This is a genomic window from Bacteroidales bacterium (assembly GCA_017521245.1).
Classification (GTDB): Bacteria; Bacteroidota; Bacteroidia; order Bacteroidales; family G3-4614; genus Caccoplasma_A.
Genome location: JAFXDI010000009.1, coordinates 141,682 through 162,064, shown reverse-complemented (window position 1 = coordinate 162,064; position 20,383 = coordinate 141,682). Strand labels below are relative to the sequence as shown.

Genomic DNA, 20,383 nt, shown 5'->3' with positions numbered 1-20,383 from the left:
CATCTTCTCAATTTCTGCTCCTACTACTTGAATATCCATCTCTCCCGCAGCATTCAACGATGCAGGGATAGTCAATGTTTGTGCCTCAGGTAAGTTTTGAGAGTATCCTCCAACTTGCAAGTAACAAGCATCGGTTGTTTTTACTGTAATATTCAAATCTTTAGTTGCTGTTCCTGCCAATTTTGTTATTGATGATTGGGGTTGTACGTTAAACATAAAATCAACATACTCTCCATCGCCATAATCCAAGGGAAGAGCATTTTGTCCAGATTTCGCTGTTACAAGAATCCTGTATGCTACACTCGATCCTTCTGACAACTCAGGCTCTCCATCTTTTTTAATTGATACAGGTATAGATACTGTATATTGGTCTCCTTCGTTTGTAAATTCATAGCCTGCGGTTCCTAAATCTTCCTCAAACTTGGTTGCATTTACTTCATCTGCATTAGAACCTATATATTCTTTTACGATAGAACCTGCTGCTCCACTCTCTGTGAAATCAATTCTAACGATCTTGATTCCATACCTTTTCAAATTTAAGGTTACATCTAAATTAAATGTAGCATCAGCAGCAACAGAGATTGGGGTTGTTGCGGTTTCCTGACCTTGTTCAAAATCATGGTTTATAGTTCCGTTTTCAATTCCCACTCCGTTTGATATTGCCGCTCCAACAATTGTTGTTGTATTAGCATTATAGGTTGTTTTTGGAAACGATCCAGATGTGTATGTGTAATTCGATGATATATTGTATGCTGCCGAATACACTGGTGAACAGAACAAACCGTTTTCTGGGTTATAGGCTCTTGCTTTGATGGTTACTACTCCTTCGTTGAATGTATTCAATGCAACCGTACCTTCGTTATCTATAACTGCTGAGTTTTCATCAGGATCAAAACCATTGGTTGTATAATATATTTTTGTGCCTTCAACCGGATATGACAATGTTACATCGGCAGTCTCTCCCATTTGAAAATATGTTCCTCCGGGAGCTGTAAAGGTGATGTAATTTTCATCGGCAACAATCTCAATGGCAAGGTCATATACTTTTCCGTTTGTAACTATGTTGGCAGATGTTGCCTCTGTGAAATCGCCTCTCCAATCTGATGTATATGCGTCTACTGGCTGATGATATACAACTCTCATTCTGTAAACTCCCGGTTGAACACCCTGAGGCACAGTAATGCTTCTTGTATATCCCTCTGCCGCTGCAAAAGTATTGTCATTTTCAAGATCACTACTCTTATCATAAGCCTCATTTGCATCAGCAAAATCCTTGTCGCCATTCCAATCCACAAATATGGCTTGTTGTGTATAACTCAACTCAGGCAGAGAATTTTCTTGAATTCCATTAACCATTTCTCCTGACCATTGCTTAAAGGTTAAAGCGATAGTTTCTGTTCCTTGTTTAACTTTAATGGGGTTTGCAGTCTTATCAATCAATGCTCCTGTTGTGGTAGGTACTGGTGTTGAATTGCCTCCATTACCATAGGCTGAATACTCAGCATCGACACGTGGTAGAGATATTTCATTTGTTGCATCAAATGCTATAGTTGTTAAGCCTCCCGCTACGGCTGTAACAGATTTCAAGTAGCGGTTCAGTTGGTTTACATATTGTACATATTTCAATTTAACAACAGGATAATCTTTTTCGAATACTGCCTGATACTCCTCATCTTTAAGGATAGTTGTTTTGAATGGGTTTTGTGTTGAAATAGGCTCATCATTCAATGTCCAATGTATAAATTTACCACCTGTGGTAGGTTTTGCAATAAGTGTGATTGTTGTGGCATGATCTACGCTTCCTTCACTGTTTTTACCATCTATTGTTACTGTACCCCATTCTTGGTTGTTTGAGGTAGCAGTTACATCCCATACTTTTACAAAGTTTGCACGATATGTTGTATCGGCAACTATTGGTTTTGTAAAGTCGGCATTTTCTGATATTAATTTTCCGTTGTTGTCTGTCCAACTCAAGAAACGGTAACCCTCTTTTGGTGTTGCCGATAGGCTTACAATACCTGATGCCTCAATTTGAGTTCTCTCCTCACCGTTTATTGTTGCACTACCTCCCTCTGAAGGTGTAACTACTACTTTTACAGTGTGTGGAACTGCCTCTCCTACTATCTCAAATAGGAAGTCGATGTATGTTCCTTCTGTTAATGTAGAAGAATTAGGAGAGGTTACTTCGGCGTTAGCAGACATTGCTCTGATTACAACAATATCTCCTTCCTGCACATCCTCTTTAGCAAATGTGAATCGGAATGATACTTTATTTTGATCTTTTTCTACTATTATTCCATTATCTGTTTGTGATGCAGTTTCAATATCTGACCAGAATTTTTCAGCATTTGCAGCAGCAGTAGGACCATAAAATCCGTAGACTTTCTTCTCTTCATTGCCCTTGTTGAGTTGATAGAATTTCATTCCTCCCCAATTGATAGCAATTGTTAATGTCAAATAAATATCTGCTCCTGCTTCTGCCTCAATAACATCTGTTACTCCTCGTTGGCGTGTATAGTTTGAACCTGTAACAGAAGGAATTTTTGATAGATCGATAACACCTGGGGTTACTCCTATTGAGTTTTCTGAAATCTCGGCATTGGTTATATAGTTTACATTTCCTACTGTAGAATATTGAGGTTTTTCAATAAGTGCATATTTATCTGTTGCTGAAAGTGGAGCAAAATGTGCAGTATATGTTTTATCGCCTGATGTTGCATCGGTATATGTTGCATCGGTGCCTACTTCAACATCACCAATTGTCCATTTAACAAATTTGTAGCCTTCGTTTGCTATTGCTTTTACGGTTACTATTTCAGATGTTGTTATTGTTTTTTCATCAGTTCCTTCAATTGCAACCTCTCCTTTGCCAGTATCAGATGATGATACTGCAACTGCTATTGTGCGTTCACCAATCTCTTGTGGTATAACACTTATTGCAGAAGAGAATGTTCCATTATCATAAGGTTTGTTTGCTCCGTCCCATATTCCTTCTGTAGTTTTAACAACAATTACTCCGCTTTGAGGAGTTCCTGCGTTGTTTCCTGTTTTTGGAGTACCTCTTAAAAGAACTGTTAGATATACATTTCCAAACAAATCTTGGTTAGAGACAGTTACATCTGCATTAATATTGTTGTATAACTTGGCAATTGAGAATTTTGTTTTATCACTTGCTGCATCCTCTATACCATCGGGGCTTACATCATTAAAATCTCCCGTATTATGTGGTGGGAATGCCATATATTTTCCGTCTGAAGTGCGGAACATATAGTAATTTCCTGAAACTTCACATAGGAATTTTGCTGTTGCAGGTAACACTGTAGTACCTTCGGTGTATGAAGCAATTGCCAATGTACCGTTGTTGTTGTATATGTAATATTTGCTATTGCCATGACCTACTATAAATGAGTAGAGGGTTCCTGCTGTGGGCATCTCAACGTCTGTTGATGCATAGTAAGCGTCTATTGCATTTTGCAATGCCATTCCGTTTTCTGAATTTGGATCAGCCTCCGCCGCATTAATTGCACTTTGCAATGTTGTGCGAGCAGTAGAGTTTTCTGCCGGATAACCTACTCCTGTTTTGCTTATTAGTGTTTGTGCGGTAGTAATTATTTGTTCAACATTTAACTCTACTATATTAATATAATATACATTACTATAATTGCTACCATTAGTATGAGTTCCACAAATAGGAGTGGCATCAAATGAATCAAAAGCTCCACTTGATTGTGCAACACATAAAGATCCATCGTCTGTGCCGTTGCTTCGTTTACCTACCATACAGTAAGTATTGGCTTTTGTTGAATGTGTATCTTTTAAAGTCCAATCGCAATAAGTTGCATTGTATGAAGAGAGAGTTCCTTTATTACTGTTATATGAAGACTCTGATCCATCAGTTGCACGCCATATCATATATTCGTTTGTGGCAATATTCTTAAATGAGTATTTGCCACTCGCCTCTTTTTTACATAAGAATTGTGCTGATTCTCCCAAACTCTCGGCTGTTTGACTTGTTGTTCCTAACGACAATATGCTATTATTTACATATAACGCTCGTTGGTCTCCATTTGATTGAATGTTTGTAAATGTTACAATTTTACCATCCCATGGATCTTTGTTTAACTCTGCATATATAGCATCTACTTCTGTAGTAGTTGGATTATCGCCCATAGCCTCCACTTTTGTATTCAACTCGGTTTTAACATCGTCTGAAACGGTTGAACTTTCAATCAACGAGGTTAGATACTCTTTTACGATAGCACCTCGGTTTATATTGTTTTTAACACTATATGCTCCGTTGGTTATATACTCCAAGTTAAAGGCTACATATGTGTTATCATATCCGTCAACACCGTGAGTTCCTGATCCTGTTGGGAAACAAGTTGAAATTGGATTTTGTGCTGTTCCAAAAGATGTATAGTTCTTCTCATATATGAACGCAATCTTATTATCGGCTTGCAAATCCATTGAACTGTATGCCGATGTTTCATCAGTTACCTTATAACTTCCGTCCCATGCCGATGCCGATGCAAAGTTTGCAACGCTGTTCATATCCTCAAACTCTGTCAACTCTCTGTAATAGATAGTTACATCTTCTCTTGAAGTTGATGCAGGAAGTGATTGTAAAGCCAAATACATCTCTTTACTATCGCTGTTGCGTACAACAGGAACAACTAAAATCTCTCCGTTTGTTGCATTGCTTCCTGATGAGAATGTACATGTTGTAGAGGTTCCCCAACTTCCGGCCGCTGTTGCTGTATTGGTGTATGTATATATGTTATAGATACGACCTCCCGATGTACGGCTCGAAACTATTACACGTCCATCAGGCAACTCCTCGCATTTTGGCTCATCACCACCAGGAACGGGTAATGCAAACTCTCCGCCAAGTGGTTTCCAAGTGCGACCAAAGTCATCAGAGTAGATTACACGGTTACCATTTGGTCTTGCACACATTGCTGCATACAAACGATAGTAGTTACCTTTCTTTACTATGCGGCTTTGGAATACTTTACCTCCTGCAACGAATGCCGATTCAATTGGGTTTCCATTATCAAACAGTGAATAAACATTCTCTGTTATATCAATTGGATCGTCCCAGTTCTCTCCATTGTCTATACTGCGGATTAAAGCAATTTTATTTGGATTGCTTCGGGTTGTAGCCGAGTTGTTATATACTGTACATCCTGCTACGGCAATAATTACAACCTCCTCACTCTCTCTGTCGGCAACAATAGCTGGGTCTCCAAATGCTGTATCAAAGTAGTTCTCTGTTGCTGATGTTACTCCTGTTCCTACCGCAACATCTCTAATATCGCTCCAGTTCTCTCCGTTGTTATCGCTGGTACGACACACAACATCAACTTGTCCGTATCCAGGGTCTGTTCCACAAACCAAGCGTGCTGCAACAGCTATCAAACGTCCTGTACTTGTTTTTACGATACCTGGAATACGATGAGGATATGTTCCTCCTGTATTACTTGTATTGAACAAATCATGTTCAACAGGCACTGACTCATATACAGGCTTTATGGTTATATTGGCAGTTGCTGTAAATGTATATGGGTTATTTGCCGATATTAATGTTCCGTTCTCATCGGTCCAACGAACAAACTCATAACCTGTTGCTGGAGTAGCAGTCAATGTTACCTCATCACCCTCATAGATTGCATCTACCTCTTCTCCACCAACTGTGCATAAAACAGAACCTCCTGTAACTTGTGGAATTGTTACTGTGTATTCTGTTTTTGCCACAAAGGTTGCTGTAAGTTCTAAGTCTGCAGTAACTGTTACTGTTTGCTCGGCTGTTGTTACACCATTGCTCCACTCCACAAATTTATATGCACTTGATGCAGGTGTTGCAACAACAGTAACCTCGCTATTCTCGGCAACCTCTTTCTCTGTTACACCCTCTTCATTCAAGAATGATACTGTACCCATTGTCTCATCTGACGAAGCAATTGATACTCTATACGACCTTGCAAAGTTTGCGGTATAGGTTGGTGCTTGGGTAGCCACTACAACGGTAGTTTCGGCATCGGTAGCAATCTCGTTGCCATCCATTGTCCAATTTACAAAGCCATAACTATCGTTTGCTTGTGCATTAAGATTTACGGTTGCTCCTATCTCAGAAGTGAATGTTGCTGTACCTCCATTTGCTGTTGCTATACCTCCTTCGGCAGGAGAGGCTGTTACTGATACCTCAGGTTCTACAACATAGAATAGAATATCAAGATAAAGACCTTCGCCATATGAACCATTTGCCTCCATATTTTCGGTTCCCGACGACATTGCTCTTAGAACTATAATATCGCCTGATACAACATCATCACCCAACTCTATTGGGAAAGTTATTGTTGAACTATCTTGATCATATGTTACAGTGTTATCTGCTGCCACATCAGTCCAAAAGGCCGAAGCATCAGCGTCACTTGCTCCATAAGTTCCATAAGTCACTTGTTGGTTCTGGAAGGTATTATGATATTGGAAAAATTTCATATAGTGCCAAGCTCCTGCATAAATTGTCAGTTTCAAATCAAAATCGGCACCTGGAGATATATATATTGGATCTGTTGCTCCCGTTGGCACCTTATCCATATTTCCATCAGTTGTTTGATTTCCATTGGTAACATAAGCAAGCCCCGACAAGTCTATTACACCAGGTAGTGCCTTTTTTGCTCCCGAAAGAATCTCCACTCCACGAGTATTCTTAAGGTTACCAAATGTTGTAAATGTTGGTTTTGCCATTGCCGCATACATCTCATCTTGCGACATCTTAGCATATACAGGAGTAATATCTATATTGCCTGTTGCAGTTACTGTGTATGGATTATCTGTTGAGCCATTGCTCCATTGAACAAACTTATAACCAGGATTCACAGATGCAGTGAATACAAGTTCATCGCCCTCATATATTGTTCCTGTTGGCTCATTGCCATTTACTGTATATGATACTGTACCTCCTGCAACCTCGGGGGTATTAATTATTACTGTACATACGGCTCTCTCTGCAAATGTTGCTGTGTATGTTACAGACTCTGTTATGTTTGTAATTTCACGAGTTGCAGAGGTTGAACCATCTTCCCATTGCACAAAGCGATATGCATTTGATGTGGGCTCTGCTATAATGGTTATTGTTGCTCCGCTTCCTACCTCTTTTGTAGTTCCTTCGCCTTCACTGAAACGTACAGTTCCCATAGCATCGTCATTTGATGCTATTGTAACTATTATCTTTTGGGCAAAGTTTGCGGTATAGGAATCGTTTGTTGTTGCGGTAAATGTATATGTTGCATCGTTACTAACTATATCTCCTGCTGAGTTAGTCCAATTTACAAAGCCATAACCTTCGGCTGGTGTTGCTGTTATGGTTACCGATGCTCCTGATGAAACGGTTGCTGATGTTCCGCTTCCTCCTGCTGTTATTTCGGCTGAGCCTCCCTCTCCTGCCGCTACATTTATAGTTACATCAAAATTGTATTGGTATAGATAAAACTCGGCACAAGCAGCAAAGTTTGCATTATTGATAGCGGCTGTTGCTAATAGAAATACATATTGAGCCGAATATGTTTCTTCTAATTTTACTAAGTGACTCAGAGGTGATGAAGATCCGTCATAAGTAAATGTTCCTTCTTTTATCAAAGTTGCATTTGTAGGAACGTAACCATCTCCAAGGCTTGATGTCATATCGCTATCACTTATATACAACTTATAGGTTGATATATTTCCGTTTGCTGTTCCTCCTGCAGTTAATCCTGTACGTGATACATAATTAAAGGCATCAAATGATTGTACTGATCCTAAATTAAATTGAATATAGTGAGGCATTGTGTAGGTTGTAGAACCTCCACCTCCAGAGTTTTCATAATTTGAGTGCCACCAATTAGAGGTGTTGTCGTTAATAGCGTATGATGCTGGTCCATCATTACCCGAATTTGCATATCCGTCAGCGGTTGCACTCCAACCTGTATGTCCAAGTGCTTTACGGAAATTTGCGGTATAGGTTTTGTCTCCGTCTGTTATATCGGTATATGTTGCGGAAGTTGATACTTCTTCTCCGTTCAAAGTCCAATTTACAAACTCATATCCACTATTTGCTGTTGCTGTTATAGTGATGTCTCCACTTGCTGTTGTTCCTCCTGTTACTGTTCCTGCTTGCTCATAATTTTGATTTACTGATATTGTTCGCTCTTCTGCTATAATTTTTATGGTAATATCACAGATACATCCTCCTAATGCAGTGGGTGTATGCTCGTCGGCATTGTTATATTTAGTTGTTCCGCAGGGATCTATACTACTCCAATCTGATTTTAAACGTAAACGATATGTTCCCGCTGCTAAATCGGCTGGCAATGTCCAAGATGGGACTCCTGAAACTGTAGCATTTCCACTATTTGAGACTGTCTCCCCTAATATGTTTTTCCAACTTTGATTTGATGCGTTATTATTTACATCATAACAGCTATAACTTACCAAATCTCCATATACCTCATTTTCTTCATCATTAGTTACGGTACCGTCATTATTTGCTGTTGTGTTAAATGTTTGATTATTTCCATAATCAATATAAACGTAAATATGCATCCAAGTATATTCGGTAACATCTAATGCTGAGAATCTCAAGGTTGACCCTTTTGTTGTTGAGAATACCGAAGATGTTTTATCTTTATAGACTGCATCAGTTGTTGAGGTTTGAATTGAACTCACTGTTAATGAATTAGTCGCATCAGTAAGAGTAAAACTATTCATTTTACGACTACTTCTCATATTGCCACTGTATGTACAGTAGTCAGCCAAAGCGTCTTGAAATGTGAATAACGCTATTAGGGCAAGTGTTAATGCCCAAAGAAAATGTTTTTTCTTCATACTTATAATTTTTATTAATATTTTTTTTATTGTTTTCTTTTCTAATTCTCTCCCCCAACCCCTCTCCAATAGGGAGTGGTGTAAGGTTAGTTTTCATCTCTATAATTTAGTTTATAGTTATGCTATTCTATTTCACTTTTTTAGCCAACTACACCCACATTGCGTACCGTTATGTGTACACTTTGCTTTGCAAAGTTAAAACTTTATTTTGTTTATTTGTCTTTTTTAATGTTAATTTTTTCTGTTTTAACATTTTAAATAGTTTTTAGTTGTCAGTTGTTAGTTATTAGACTAATTGGACTAATTAGGCTAATTGGACTTATTAGACAAAAAAAATGGTTGCCTTGCGACAACCATTTTTATCTGATAACTAACAAATTTTTGTTAGTCTTTTAGTTTTGCTGAGATAAACTCTCTGTTCAAGCGAGCAATGTTTGTGATTGATACTCCTTTTGGACACTCTGCTTCACATGCTCCTGTGTTGGTACAGTTTCCAAATCCGAGTTCATCCATTTTTGCCAACATGGCTTTGGCACGGCGTGCTGCTTCTACTTTTCCTTGTGGTAACAACGCTAATTGACTTACTTTTGCTGATACAAATAGCATTGCTGAGCCGTTTTTACATGCTGCTACACATGCTCCACATCCGATACATGATGCTGCATCCATTGCTAAATCGGCATCGCGTTTTGGAATGGGTATTGCATTGGCATCTTGTGCTCCTCCTGCATTGATTGAGATGTATCCGCCTGCTTGAATGATTTTATCGTATGCTGTACGGTCAACCATTAGGTCGCGGATTACAGGGAAGCCCGCTGAACGCCATGGCTCTATGGTGATTGTATCGCCATCTTTGAAACGGCGCATGTGTAATTGACATGTTGTTATCTCTGAATCGGGTCCGTGTGGGTGACCGTTGATGTAGAGTGAACACATTCCGCAGATTCCTTCGCGACAGTCGTTGTCAAATACTACCGGCTCTTTGTCCTCATTTACGAGTTGTTCGTTCAGGATATCGAGCATTTCAAGGAATGAACTGTCGGTAGATATGTTGTTTAGTTTGTATGTCTCAAATTTTCCGGGTTCTTTAGGACCTCTTTGACGCCATACTTTTAGTGTTATATTTATTGTCTTGTCCATACCTGATTATTGTTTATAGTTACGTTGTTGTACTTTTATTGCTTCGTATTTTAACTCTTCTTTTAATAGTGTTGGCTCTGCATCTTCGCCTTCGTACTTCCAGCAACTTACATACATATATTTGTCGTCTTGACGCATTGCCTCGCCTTCGGCTGTTTGGAACTCTTCACGGAAGTGTCCTCCACATGACTCGTTGCGGTTTAGTGCGTCCATTGCCATTAGTTCGCCTATCTCTATGAAATCGGCTACGCGTAATGCTTTCTCCAACTCTGTGTTGAGTGAGTCTGCTGCTCCAGGTATTTTTACATTGCTCCAGAACTCTTTCTTGATAGCTTTTAGTTTTACTAAAGCTGTTTCAAGACTCTCTTTGGTACGTGCCATTCCTACGAAATCCCACATGATTAATCCTAACTCTTTGTGGATTGAATCTACTGAGCGTTTTCCTTTGATTGACATCAATTTTTGGATGCGTGCTTTTACATCTTTTTCTGCTGCATCAAACTCGGGTGCGTCAGTTTTTATGCGTGGCACTGAGATTTGGTCTGACAGGTAGTTTTGTATTGTGTATGGTAATACAAAGTATCCATCGGCTAATCCTTGCATCAACGCTGATGCTCCAAGACGGTTTGCTCCGTGATCTGAGAAGTTTGCTTCTCCGATGGCAAATAATCCGGGTATTGATGTGCTTAGTTCGTAATCTACCCAGATTCCTCCCATTGTGTAGTGGATTGCGGGATAGATCATCATTGGTGTTTCGTATGGGTTGTCATCTACGATTTTCTCATACATTTGGAATAGGTTTCCGTAACGTGCTGCTACTACGTCTTTTCCTAAGCGTTGGATTGCTGATGAGAAGTCGAGATATACTGCTAATCCTGTTGCTCCTACTCCGTATCCTGCATCGCAACGCTCTTTTGCTGCGCGTGATGCTACGTCACGGGGTACTAGGTTTCCGAATGCTGGATAACGACGCTCCAAATAGTAGTCGCGATCTTCTTCTGCTATTTGTGTTGGTTTTAGTTTTCCTGCTCGTATTGCTTCGGCGTCTTCTTTCTTTTTGGGTGTCCAGATGCGTCCGTCGTTACGTAATGACTCTGACATCAATGTTAGTTTTGATTGGAACTCGCCGTGTACTGGGATACATGTTGGGTGGATTTGTGCAAATGCTGGGTTTGCAAAGTATGCTCCTTTGCGGTAACATTGCATTGCTGCACTTCCGTTGCTTCCCATTGCGTTGGTTGATAGGAAGTAGGTGTTTCCGTATCCTCCTGTTGCTATTACTACTGCGTGTGCTCCAAAACGCTCTATCTCACCTGTTACCAAGTTACGTGCTATGATTCCTCTTGCGCGTCCATCGATAACTACAAGGTCTAACATCTCGTAGCGTGTGTATAGTTTTACTGTGCCTTTTGCTACTTGACGGCTTAGTGATGAGTAGGCTCCTAACAATAGTTGTTGTCCTGTTTGTCCTTTTGCATAGAAGGTACGTGATACTTGTGCTCCTCCGAATGAACGGTTGTCTAATAAGCCTCCGTATTCACGTGCAAAGGGTACGCCTTGTGCTACGCATTGGTCGATGATATTGTTTGATACTTCTGCTAATCGATATACGTTTGCTTCGCGTGCACGATAGTCACCTCCTTTGATTGTGTCGTAGAACAAACGATATACGCTATCGCCATCGTTTTGGTAGTTCTTTGCTGCATTGATTCCTCCTTGTGCTGCAATTGAGTGCGCACGGCGAGGTGAGTCTTGGATACAGAAGTTTAATACGTTAAAGCCCATCTCGCCAAGTGTTGCGGCTGCTGAACCTCCTGCAAGTCCTGTTCCTACTACTATGATATCCAAACGGCGTTTGTTGGCAGGATTGACTAGTTTTTGGTGTGCTTTATAGTTGCTCCACTTCTCTGCCAATGGTCCTTCGGGTATTTTTGAATCTATTTTTATTTCTGCCATATCTGTTGTTTTTTAATTGTTTTTTATCCTACACAACTGCAATTACTTTGTATGAAAAACCAGATTGCGATGAATGCAAATCCTAAACAGATGATTGTTGAGAAGACGTTTGAAATGGTTTTCCAACGGTTCATCCATACTAGATTGTTCCAACCGATTGTGTGTATTGCACTCCAGAATCCGTGTGTTAGGTGGAACCAGATTGCTGCAAACCATACTAAGTATAGTACTAAGTAAACTGGATTGCTGAATACTTGCTCAATGTAGTACACTCCGTTTGTTACCAAACTTGTATCTACATCCATTCCTGCCATGTGTTGCAACTCTACTAATTGCATTTTTGCCCAGAATTGCCATGCGTGTAGAACTAATCCTAATACTACGATGATTCCTAGCACCAACATGTTTTGTGATGCCCACTCTACGCCTTTGGGGCGTGCTGTTACTGCGTAACGGTCGTTTCCACGAGCCTTACGGTTTTGCAAGGTTAGGATAAAGGCATACACAATGTGTACCAAAAATCCTGCTACCAATACAAGTGTTCCTACTAATGCATACCAGTTTGCTCCCAAGAACTCGCATATTGCGTTATAGGCATCTGCACTAAACACTGCCGCAAAGTTCATTGCTAAGTGGAATGTTAGGAACAACACGAGAAAAAGTCCTGAGATACTCATTATCAACTTTCTCCCGATAGATGAATCTTTTAACCACATAAGTTTTTTGAGTTTAGTTAATATAATTGATTATTTAAAATGTTTCGGATATGCAAATGTAATGTATTTATTCAAATATTTAAAGTTTTTTTTGACTTTATTTGGTGCTTTTCTGCCAATTTGTTTTAATTTTGCGAGTGTTATGTTGATTTTCTGCTTACGGTGTTTTACTTTATGGGCAGTTATTATACATTTTATTTATTATTTTTGTTTATAAACTTAGATTTTTTATAAAGATTATGAAAGTTGCTATTGTTGGTGCAAGTGGTGCAGTGGGACAAGAGTTCCTTCGCGTGCTTGCCGATAGAGATTTCCCTATTGATGAATTGGTTTTGTTTGGCTCGGCTCGTAGTGCCGGCAAGAAATATGTTTTTAAAGGTGTGGAATATACTGTTAAAGAGTTGCAACATAATGATGACTTTAAGGGTGTTGATATTGCCTTTACATCGGCTGGTGCCGGTATCTCGAAAGAGTTTGAGAAGACTATTACTAAATATGGTGCTATTATGATTGATAACTCAAGTGCTTTCCGTATGGATGAGGATGTGCCTTTGGTGGTGCCTGAGGTGAATGGTGCTGATGCTTTGGTTCGTCCAAGAAATGTTATCGCTAATCCTAATTGTACTACTATTCAAATGGTGGTGGCGTTGAAGGCTATTGAGAATCTTTCGCATATTAAACGTGTGAGGGTTGCTACTTATCAGGCTGCCAGTGGTGCCGGTGCTGCCGCTATGGCTGAACTTGTTGAGCAATATGCTCAATTGACAAGAGGCGAAGAGCCTACTGTTAGCAAGTTCTACTACCAACTTGCTTATAATGTTATTCCGCAGGTTGATGTTTATACTGACAACCTTTATACTAAGGAGGAGATGAAGATGTTTAACGAGACTCGCAAGATTATGCACTCTGATGTTAAAACGAGTGCTATGTGTGTGAGGGTTCCTGTTATGCGCGCTCACTCGGAGAGTATTTGGGTGGAGACTGAGCGTCCTATTTCGGTTGATGAGGCTCGTGCCGCTTTTGAGAAGGCTGAGGGCGTGATTGTTATGGATGATCTTAACGAAAAGATTTATCCTATGCCTTTGGATATGGCTGGTAAGGATGCTGTTTATGTTGGTCGTATCAGAAAGGACTTGGCTGATGAGAATGGCTTGACTTTCTGGACCGTTAGCGACCAAATTAGAAAGGGTGCTGCTTTGAACGCTGTTCAGATTGCGGAGTACCTTATTAAAAATAATGCGGTTTAGCGCTTTTTAAGTTGTTAGTTGTTGGCTGTTGGCTAACGCCACCCTGCGGGTAGTTGTTGGTTAACAAACATTCGTTTGTTGAACTTGCTCTCGCTCAACAATACACAAATAAATTTTGTATTGTGTTCGCTTACTCGCAGATTTGTTAGAACTAAGGTTGATTTTTTTATTGGACTAATAATGAGATAATGATTTAAAACAAATAGGATAACTTAGGAAACGAGGTTATCCTATCTGTTTGTTTTATACTAAAATAGTAATATTTTTATGGTGCAGGTTCCTGACAAGATTAGGGAGGTTTTTGAGGTGTGCGATGGGTGTATTGACTATCGCAATGAGGTGTATTCGAAGCCTGTGATTGGTATTAGTGCCAACAGGGCTGAGGGGACTTCGCGTGTGGCGGATGCTTATATCAACTCGGTTGTTAAGGCCGGGTGCGTGCCTCTTATTATTCCCGGTTTTGCTGATTTGGAGTTGCTCTCGCAGATTTGTGATTTGTGCGATGGTATTTTGCTTACCGGTGGCGGGGATATTTCGCCCGACTTGCTTGGCGAGGTGGCTCTCCCTGAGGTGGGTACTCCTAATGAGGAACGTGACCGACAAGAGATGGCTCTCTGCTACATTGCTATGCAACGCCAAATTCCGCTACTTGGTATTTGTAGGGGTATGCAGGTTATTAATGTGGCGTGCGGTGGCAAGAACTATCAGGATATTGCGAAACAACACTTCTCTACTCCTATTACACACTCGCAGTGTGAAGCGAGAGATGTTGCTACTCATAGGGTGGAGATTGTGGATAACTCGCTTCTTAGAAGCATCTTTGAGTGTGATAGTTTGATGACTAACTCGTTTCATCATCAGGCTGTTATGGAGGTTGCACCCGGATTTATTGTTAATGCTCGCTCGGAGGATGGGGTTATTGAGGGTATTGAGAAACCTTTTTATCCTGTTTTGGGTGTGCAATGGCATCCTGAGCCTATGGCGGCTGAGGGGCTGGATAGGCAGTTGCTTGTTTTTTGGTGGCTCTCTAATGAGGCTCATATTTATAGGAAGGCCAAGGCTTTTCATAAGTGGGCTCTGTCGTTAGACTCGCATTGTGATACTCCTATGTTTTTTAATGAGGGGGTGAATATTGCTGACCGCGATTTGAGGGTACAGACTAATATCCCAAGTATGATTGATGGCGGCTTGGATGCTTCGTGTATGGTGGCTTATATTAAGCAGGAGGAGCGTTCTGATGAGGGATTAAATTGTGCTATTGATAAGTGTAAGGGTATTATTGATAAACTTTTACGCCAAATTGATGAGGCTTATCACGCTGTTCAGGTGCGTAACAGAAATGAGTTGCTTTATGCTAAGGATTTGGGCAAGAGGGGCATTTTTGTTGGTATTGAGAATGGTTATGGTATTGGCAAGGATATTTCTCTTTTGAAATATTATAAAGAGAGGGGTATTATCTATTTGACGCTTTGCCATAACGGGGATAATGATATTTGTGATTCGGCTAAGGGTAATGGTGAGCATAATGGCGTAAGCGTGTTTGGCAAGGAGGTTATTGCTGAGTTGAACAGACTGGGTATTATGGTTGATTTGTCGCATGCCAACGAGAAGTCGTTCTACGATGCTTTGGAGTTGAGCAAGGCTCCTATTATTGCTTCGCACTCTTCGTGCAGGGCTATTTGTAATCATCCTCGCAACCTTTCTGACGAGCAGATTGTTGCGTTAGCCAAGAAGGGTGGCGTGATGCAGATTTGTATTTATGACCACTTTTTGAATGATGATGGTATTGCTTCGGTTAAGACTATTGCCGACCATATTGACCACGTTGTTAAACTGGTGGGGTTGAATCATGTGGGTATTGGTACCGACTTTGATGGCGGTGGCGGTGTTCCCGGTTGTAATGCGGCTAACGAGGTTATTAACTTGACTTGCGAACTTATTAGACGTGGTTATAGCGATTTTGACCTTAAAAAGATTTGGGGCGAGAACTTTTTGCGTGTTTTAGATGTAGTTGAAAAGATTGCTGAATAATTTTATGAGATACAGATTGTTTTTTATTTCGGCATTGCTGATGCTTGGTGTTTGCTGTTGTAAAGAGAGGGGTGCCGAGGCTAAGGTTATTGATTCCAAGAGTAATAAGCCGTTGGTTAATGTTCCTGATTTTAAGGCGGATAGTGCTTATTTGTTTACTCAAAAACAGTTGGACTTTGGGTTTAGAATCCCCAACACTAAGGAGCATGATGAGTGTGCCGTTTTTTTGGCTAATGAGTTGCACAGGTTTGGTGCTGATACTACCTTGCAACGTGGTAAGGTTATGGCTTATGATGGCTCATATTTGAATATTACCAATATTATTGGTAGTTTTGCACCTGAGAAAGAGCGGCGTGTGTTACTGTTTGCTCATTGGGATAGCAGACCTTATGCCGATTATGATGAGGATAAGGCTAACCATAAGAGACCGATTGCAGGAGCGGATGATGGTGCTGCTTCGGTGGGTGTTCTGCTGGAGATTGCTCGTCAGATTGGGTTACAGCCTGCCAATATTGGTGTGGATGTTATCTTTTTTGATGCCGAAGATTATGGTACTCCCTATTTTTATAAGGGTAAGCAGATGGTGGAACACGATTGGGCTTTGGGTTCGCAATATTGGGCTATGAATCCGCATATCAGGGGATACAGAGCGGATTATGGTATTTTGCTCGATATGGTGAGTGGAAAGGGTAGCGAGTTTCCATACGAACAGGTGTCGATGCACTTTGCTCCGCATATCGTAAAGAAGGTTTGGGATAAGGCGGAGAGTTTGGGATATGGTAATCTTTTCCCTAAGAAGAATGGTGGTACTGTTATTGATGACCACTACTATATTAATATGTATGGTATTCCTTGCGTTGATATTATTGCTTACGATGCTGACTCTGAGACCGGATTTCCCCCTTACTGGCATACGGTCAAGGATGATATGAGAAATATTGACAAAGGGACTATGAAGGCTGTTGGACAGACTGTTATGGAGGTTATTTATAACGAATAATTCTAATTAAAATGAAGAGTATTAACGAGATACAGGAGGAGATTATTGAGGAGTTTGAGGGTTTTGAGGATTGGATGGATAAGTATTCTTTGATTATGGATATGGCTTCATCGCTTGAGCCTCTTGCCGAAGAGTTTAAGAACGACTCTAATCTTATTGAGGGTTGCCAGAGCAGGGTGTGGCTTCAGGCTGACTATGTTGACGGAAATATTATTTTTAAAGGGGATAGCGACGCTCTGATTGTGAAGGGTATTGTGGCTATGCTTATTAATACTTTATCGGGACACTCGCCTAAAGAGATTTTGGAGAGCGACCTCTTTTTTATTGAGAAGATTGGGCTAAAAGAGAATCTTTCGCCTACTCGCTCAAATGGTTTGGCTTCAATGGTTAAACAGATGAAACTATACGCTTTGGCTTTTGATACTAAAAATAACATATAATTTATATTAACTTAAAAACTTTATTTTACTATGTTTAACAATCAACCCAAAGGGCTTTTTGCCCTTGCACTTGCTAACACTGGTGAGCGTTTTGGTTACTACACTATGTTGGCTGTGTTTGCTCTGTTCCTGCGTGAGAACTTTGGCTTGGATGCTGGTGTTGCAGGAGCGATTTACAGTACCTTTTTAGGTTTAGTTTATTTTATGCCACTTATTGGTGGTATTATGGCCGATAAATTTGGTTTTGGCAAGATGGTAACCATCGGTATTATGGTTATGTTCTTGGGTTACTTGCTTCTTTCGTTCCCTCTTGGTGGCGAGACTGTTGCTATGGTGGTGATGTTGCTTGCCTTGATATTTATCAGTCTTGGTACTGGTCTGTTTAAAGGTAATCTGCAAGTTATGGTGGGTAACCTTTATGATGATCCTAAATATGCAGATAAACGCGATGCGGCTTTCTCTATCTTCTACATGGCTATAAACATTGGTGCTTTGTTTGCTCCTACTGCTGCCGTTGAGATTAAAGAGTGGGCTATGGAGAGTTTAGGTTACTCTTCGAACGATGCTTACCACTTCTCTTTTGCGGTGGCTTGTGCTTCGTTGGTGTTGTCGATTGCTATCTATTACATTTTCCGTCCTACTTTCCGTCACGTTGAGGGTGGTGCGAGAAAAACTGGTGATGCTAAGATTGAGGATAATCTTACTCCTCAAGAGACTAAAGCGCGCGTTGTTGCTCTTTGCTTAGTGTTTGCTGTTGTTATTTTCTTCTGGATGGCTTTCCACCAAAACGGTTTGGCTCTTACCTACTTTGCTAACGAGTTTAACGTGAAGAGTGCCGAAGGTCCTCAAAGTATGTTGTTTGACGTGTGGAACTTGGTTGCTATTATTGTTGGCGTTTATGCTGCGTTCTCGTTCTTCCAAAGTGCTACTGCTAAGGGTAAATCTATATCAGGTGTTATTTTTGCCGCTGTGTTAGCATTCTTGGGGTATAGATATGTTGGTGCTGAAAATGCTTCTATTAGCATTAGCGCTCCTATCTTCCAACAATTTAACCCATTCTATGTGGTTGCTTTGACTCCTGTTTCGTTGGCTATTTTTGGTTCTCTTGCTAAAAAGAAAAAAGAGCCTTCTGCTCCCCGTAAAATTGCTTACGGTATGTTAGTGGCTGCTGCCGGTTTTGCTGTTATTGCTATCGGCTCGTTAGGCTTGCCTACTCCCGATGCTCAAGCGGCTGCTGTTGCTGCCGGTGAGGAGCCTGTGTTGGTATCTTCAAACTGGTTGATTTCGACTTACCTCGTGCTTACTTTTGCTGAGTTGTTGCTATCGCCAATGGGTATCTCGTTTGTATCGAAAGTTGCACCTCCTAAACTTAAAGGAATGATGATGGGTGGCTGGTTTGTTTCAACTGCTTTGGGTAACATGCTTGTTGCTGTTGGTGGTTTCCTTTGGGGTGGCCTGCCATTATGGTTGGTTTGGAGCGTATTCATTGTGCTTTGCTTGATTTCGGCTCTGTTTATGTTTGCTATGATGAAACGCTTGGAGAAAGCGACTAAGTAAGTTAACAAACATTCGTTTGTTGAACTTGCTATAGTTGACTAGGATTACTAGGGAACTAAAACTTTTATTAGATAAAAATATCAGGGATGAGGAGTGTAAATTTCTCATCCTTTTTTTTGCCTGCCTTCTATTGGTTAAGCTCTTTATACAAATTAAGTTCTATATACAGAAAAGAAGAGGTTGCCACTTGTGAGTGACAACCTCTCGTTCTTTGTTAAAATGCTAAAGTCTTATTATTTTACTTTCTCAGCAAGTTCAGCACCAGCTTTGAATTTAACAACTTTTTTAGCAGCAATTTTGATAGCCTCTTTAGTTTTAGGATTGATTCCTGTTCTCTCACCTTTCTCGTTGATTGAGAATGTTCCGAAACCTACTAAAGCAACTTTGTCACCTGCTACTAATGTCTCTTCAACTGTAGCTGTGAATGCCTCTAATGCTTTTTTAGCGTCAACTTTTGATAAGCCTGCTTTCTCAGCAATAGCATTAATTAATTCTGATTTGTTCATAAAGCTTTACTTTTAAAAATAATTATTTATATTTTGGAGTGATATTGCTCCCTTAACAGATGCAAATATAGGCATATAAAATTAATTAGCAATGTTTTAGATGACTTTTTTTAAAAAAATTTTTCATTTTTTTTGCTATGATAATATTGGGTTTTATGTTATAAGCAAAATTTTAGTTACTTTTGTTCTCGCATTTGTAATTTTAACCAATATATGTTTAAAGGGAATTCGTTTTTTTCATCTATACCAACCGTTACAAAAAACCTTATTATAATTAACTTTTTGTTATGGCTGGCTACTTTTGTTTTAAGAAGTAAGTTCAACTTTGACTTAACCGATTACTTGGGCTTGCACTACATTACTTCCGAGGGGTTTAATGTTGCTCAGTTTATTACATATATGTTTATGCATGATCCTAACTCAATAGGGCATGTATTCTTTAATATGTTCTCGGTCTTTATCTTTGGTAGAACGCTTGAGTCTATTTGGGGGGCAAAGAGATTCTTATTCTACTATATCTCTACCGGTATTGGGGCAGGCCTTATTCAGGAACTTGTCTGGTGGCTGTCGGTTGCCGGTCAGGAATATCTGCCTGCCGAGACTATTTACGGCACTATGGTTAATGTGCCTGTTGATGTTTATACCAATATGCTTAATACTATTGGTGCTTCGGGTGCTGTGTTTGGTATTTTATTGGCGTTTGGTATGCTTTTCCCAAATGCAGAGATGTTTGTGATGTTTATCCCAATTCCTATTAAAGCAAAATATTTTGTTGCCTTCTATGGTATTATTGAACTTTTCTTTGGCGTTGCCGGTGCGACAGGGGATAATGTTGCTCACTTTGCTCACTTGGGCGGTATGTTGTTTGGATTAATTCTAATTCTTTACTGGCGTAAGAAGGGTATTGGTGGAGGTCCATATTTTTAGT

Annotated in this window: 11 protein-coding genes; 6 read left to right on the top strand and 5 right to left on the bottom strand. The window is 40.1% G+C overall.

Translation table 11 applies throughout. The annotated features are described in order from the left end of the window. From IKK64_02785 to IKK64_02770, 4 genes are all read right to left on the bottom strand, one after another. Nucleotides 1-8,862, bottom strand: an 8,862-nt coding sequence (locus tag IKK64_02785; protein MBR4118989.1) for an InlB B-repeat-containing protein, incomplete at its 3' end; no start/stop codon positions are given. 384 nt (nt 8,863-9,246) lie between these two features. Next, nucleotides 9,247-10,002, bottom strand: coding sequence for a succinate dehydrogenase/fumarate reductase iron-sulfur subunit (locus tag IKK64_02780; GenBank protein ID MBR4118988.1), 756 nt, complete (start codon nt 10,000-10,002; stop codon nt 9,247-9,249). A gap of 6 nt (nt 10,003-10,008) precedes the next feature. Next, nucleotides 10,009-11,958 carry a fumarate reductase/succinate dehydrogenase flavoprotein subunit gene (locus tag IKK64_02775; GenBank protein ID MBR4118987.1) on the bottom strand — a complete coding sequence of 650 codons (1,950 nt, stop codon included), beginning with the start codon at nt 11,956-11,958 and terminating at the stop codon, nt 10,009-10,011. 23 nt (nt 11,959-11,981) lie between these two features. Continuing rightward, the gene (locus tag IKK64_02770) at nt 11,982-12,674 is read right to left on the bottom strand and encodes a succinate dehydrogenase/fumarate reductase cytochrome b subunit (protein MBR4118986.1); all 693 of its coding nucleotides are present in this window, start codon (nt 12,672-12,674) and stop codon (nt 11,982-11,984) included. A 239-nt stretch (nt 12,675-12,913) separates the two neighbouring features. Here IKK64_02770 and IKK64_02765 point away from each other — a divergent pair, with 239 nt between their 5' ends. The 5 genes from IKK64_02765 (at nt 12,914) to IKK64_02745 (ending at nt 18,949) form a co-directional block, all read left to right on the top strand. Next, a complete protein-coding gene (locus tag IKK64_02765; protein MBR4118985.1) occupies nt 12,914-13,921 on the top strand; it encodes an aspartate-semialdehyde dehydrogenase in 1,008 nt (335 codons plus the stop codon). 267 nt (nt 13,922-14,188) lie between these two features. After that, nucleotides 14,189-15,952: a membrane dipeptidase gene (locus tag IKK64_02760; GenBank protein ID MBR4118984.1), complete on the top strand. Its 1,764-nt coding sequence runs from the start codon at nt 14,189-14,191 to the stop codon at nt 15,950-15,952. A 4-nt stretch (nt 15,953-15,956) separates the two neighbouring features. Beyond that, entirely contained in the window at nt 15,957-16,952 is a 996-nt protein-coding gene (locus IKK64_02755; protein ID MBR4118983.1) for a M28 family peptidase, read from the top strand. Nucleotides 16,953-16,963: 11 nt separating this feature from the next. Further along, nucleotides 16,964-17,392, top strand: coding sequence for a SufE family protein (locus tag IKK64_02750; protein MBR4118982.1), 429 nt, complete (start codon nt 16,964-16,966; stop codon nt 17,390-17,392). Between the two features lie 30 nt (nt 17,393-17,422). Next, a complete protein-coding gene (locus tag IKK64_02745; GenBank protein MBR4118981.1) occupies nt 17,423-18,949 on the top strand; it encodes a peptide MFS transporter in 1,527 nt (508 codons plus the stop codon). Between the two features lie 233 nt (nt 18,950-19,182). Here the strand turns inward: IKK64_02745 and IKK64_02740 are convergent, their stop codons facing one another. Continuing rightward, nucleotides 19,183-19,455 carry an HU family DNA-binding protein gene (locus IKK64_02740; GenBank protein ID MBR4118980.1) on the bottom strand — a complete coding sequence of 91 codons (273 nt, stop codon included), beginning with the start codon at nt 19,453-19,455 and terminating at the stop codon, nt 19,183-19,185. A 213-nt stretch (nt 19,456-19,668) separates the two neighbouring features. Between IKK64_02740 and IKK64_02735 the strand changes: the two genes are divergently transcribed. After that, complete coding sequence (locus tag IKK64_02735; GenBank protein MBR4118979.1) at nt 19,669-20,382, top strand: rhomboid family intramembrane serine protease; 714 nt, start codon at nt 19,669-19,671, stop codon at nt 20,380-20,382. Nucleotide 20,383: the final 1 nt, after the last annotated feature.

Bases quoted from the DNA above. Each gene is read 5' to 3' on its own strand.
- IKK64_02780 (MBR4118988.1), bottom strand. From the start codon at position 10,002: ATGGACAAGACAATAAATATAACACTAAAAGTATGGCGTCAAAGAGGT.
- IKK64_02775 (MBR4118987.1), bottom strand. From the start codon at position 11,958: ATGGCAGAAATAAAAATAGATTCAAAAATACCCGAAGGACCATTGGCA.
- IKK64_02770 (MBR4118986.1), bottom strand. From the start codon at position 12,674: ATGTGGTTAAAAGATTCATCTATCGGGAGAAAGTTGATAATGAGTATC.
- IKK64_02765 (MBR4118985.1), top strand. From the start codon at position 12,914: ATGAAAGTTGCTATTGTTGGTGCAAGTGGTGCAGTGGGACAAGAGTTC.
- IKK64_02760 (MBR4118984.1), top strand. From the start codon at position 14,189: ATGGTGCAGGTTCCTGACAAGATTAGGGAGGTTTTTGAGGTGTGCGAT.
- IKK64_02755 (MBR4118983.1), top strand. From the start codon at position 15,957: ATGAGATACAGATTGTTTTTTATTTCGGCATTGCTGATGCTTGGTGTT.
- IKK64_02750 (MBR4118982.1), top strand. From the start codon at position 16,964: ATGAAGAGTATTAACGAGATACAGGAGGAGATTATTGAGGAGTTTGAG.
- IKK64_02745 (MBR4118981.1), top strand. From the start codon at position 17,423: ATGTTTAACAATCAACCCAAAGGGCTTTTTGCCCTTGCACTTGCTAAC.
- IKK64_02740 (MBR4118980.1), bottom strand. From the start codon at position 19,455: ATGAACAAATCAGAATTAATTAATGCTATTGCTGAGAAAGCAGGCTTA.
- IKK64_02735 (MBR4118979.1), top strand. From the start codon at position 19,669: ATGTTTAAAGGGAATTCGTTTTTTTCATCTATACCAACCGTTACAAAA.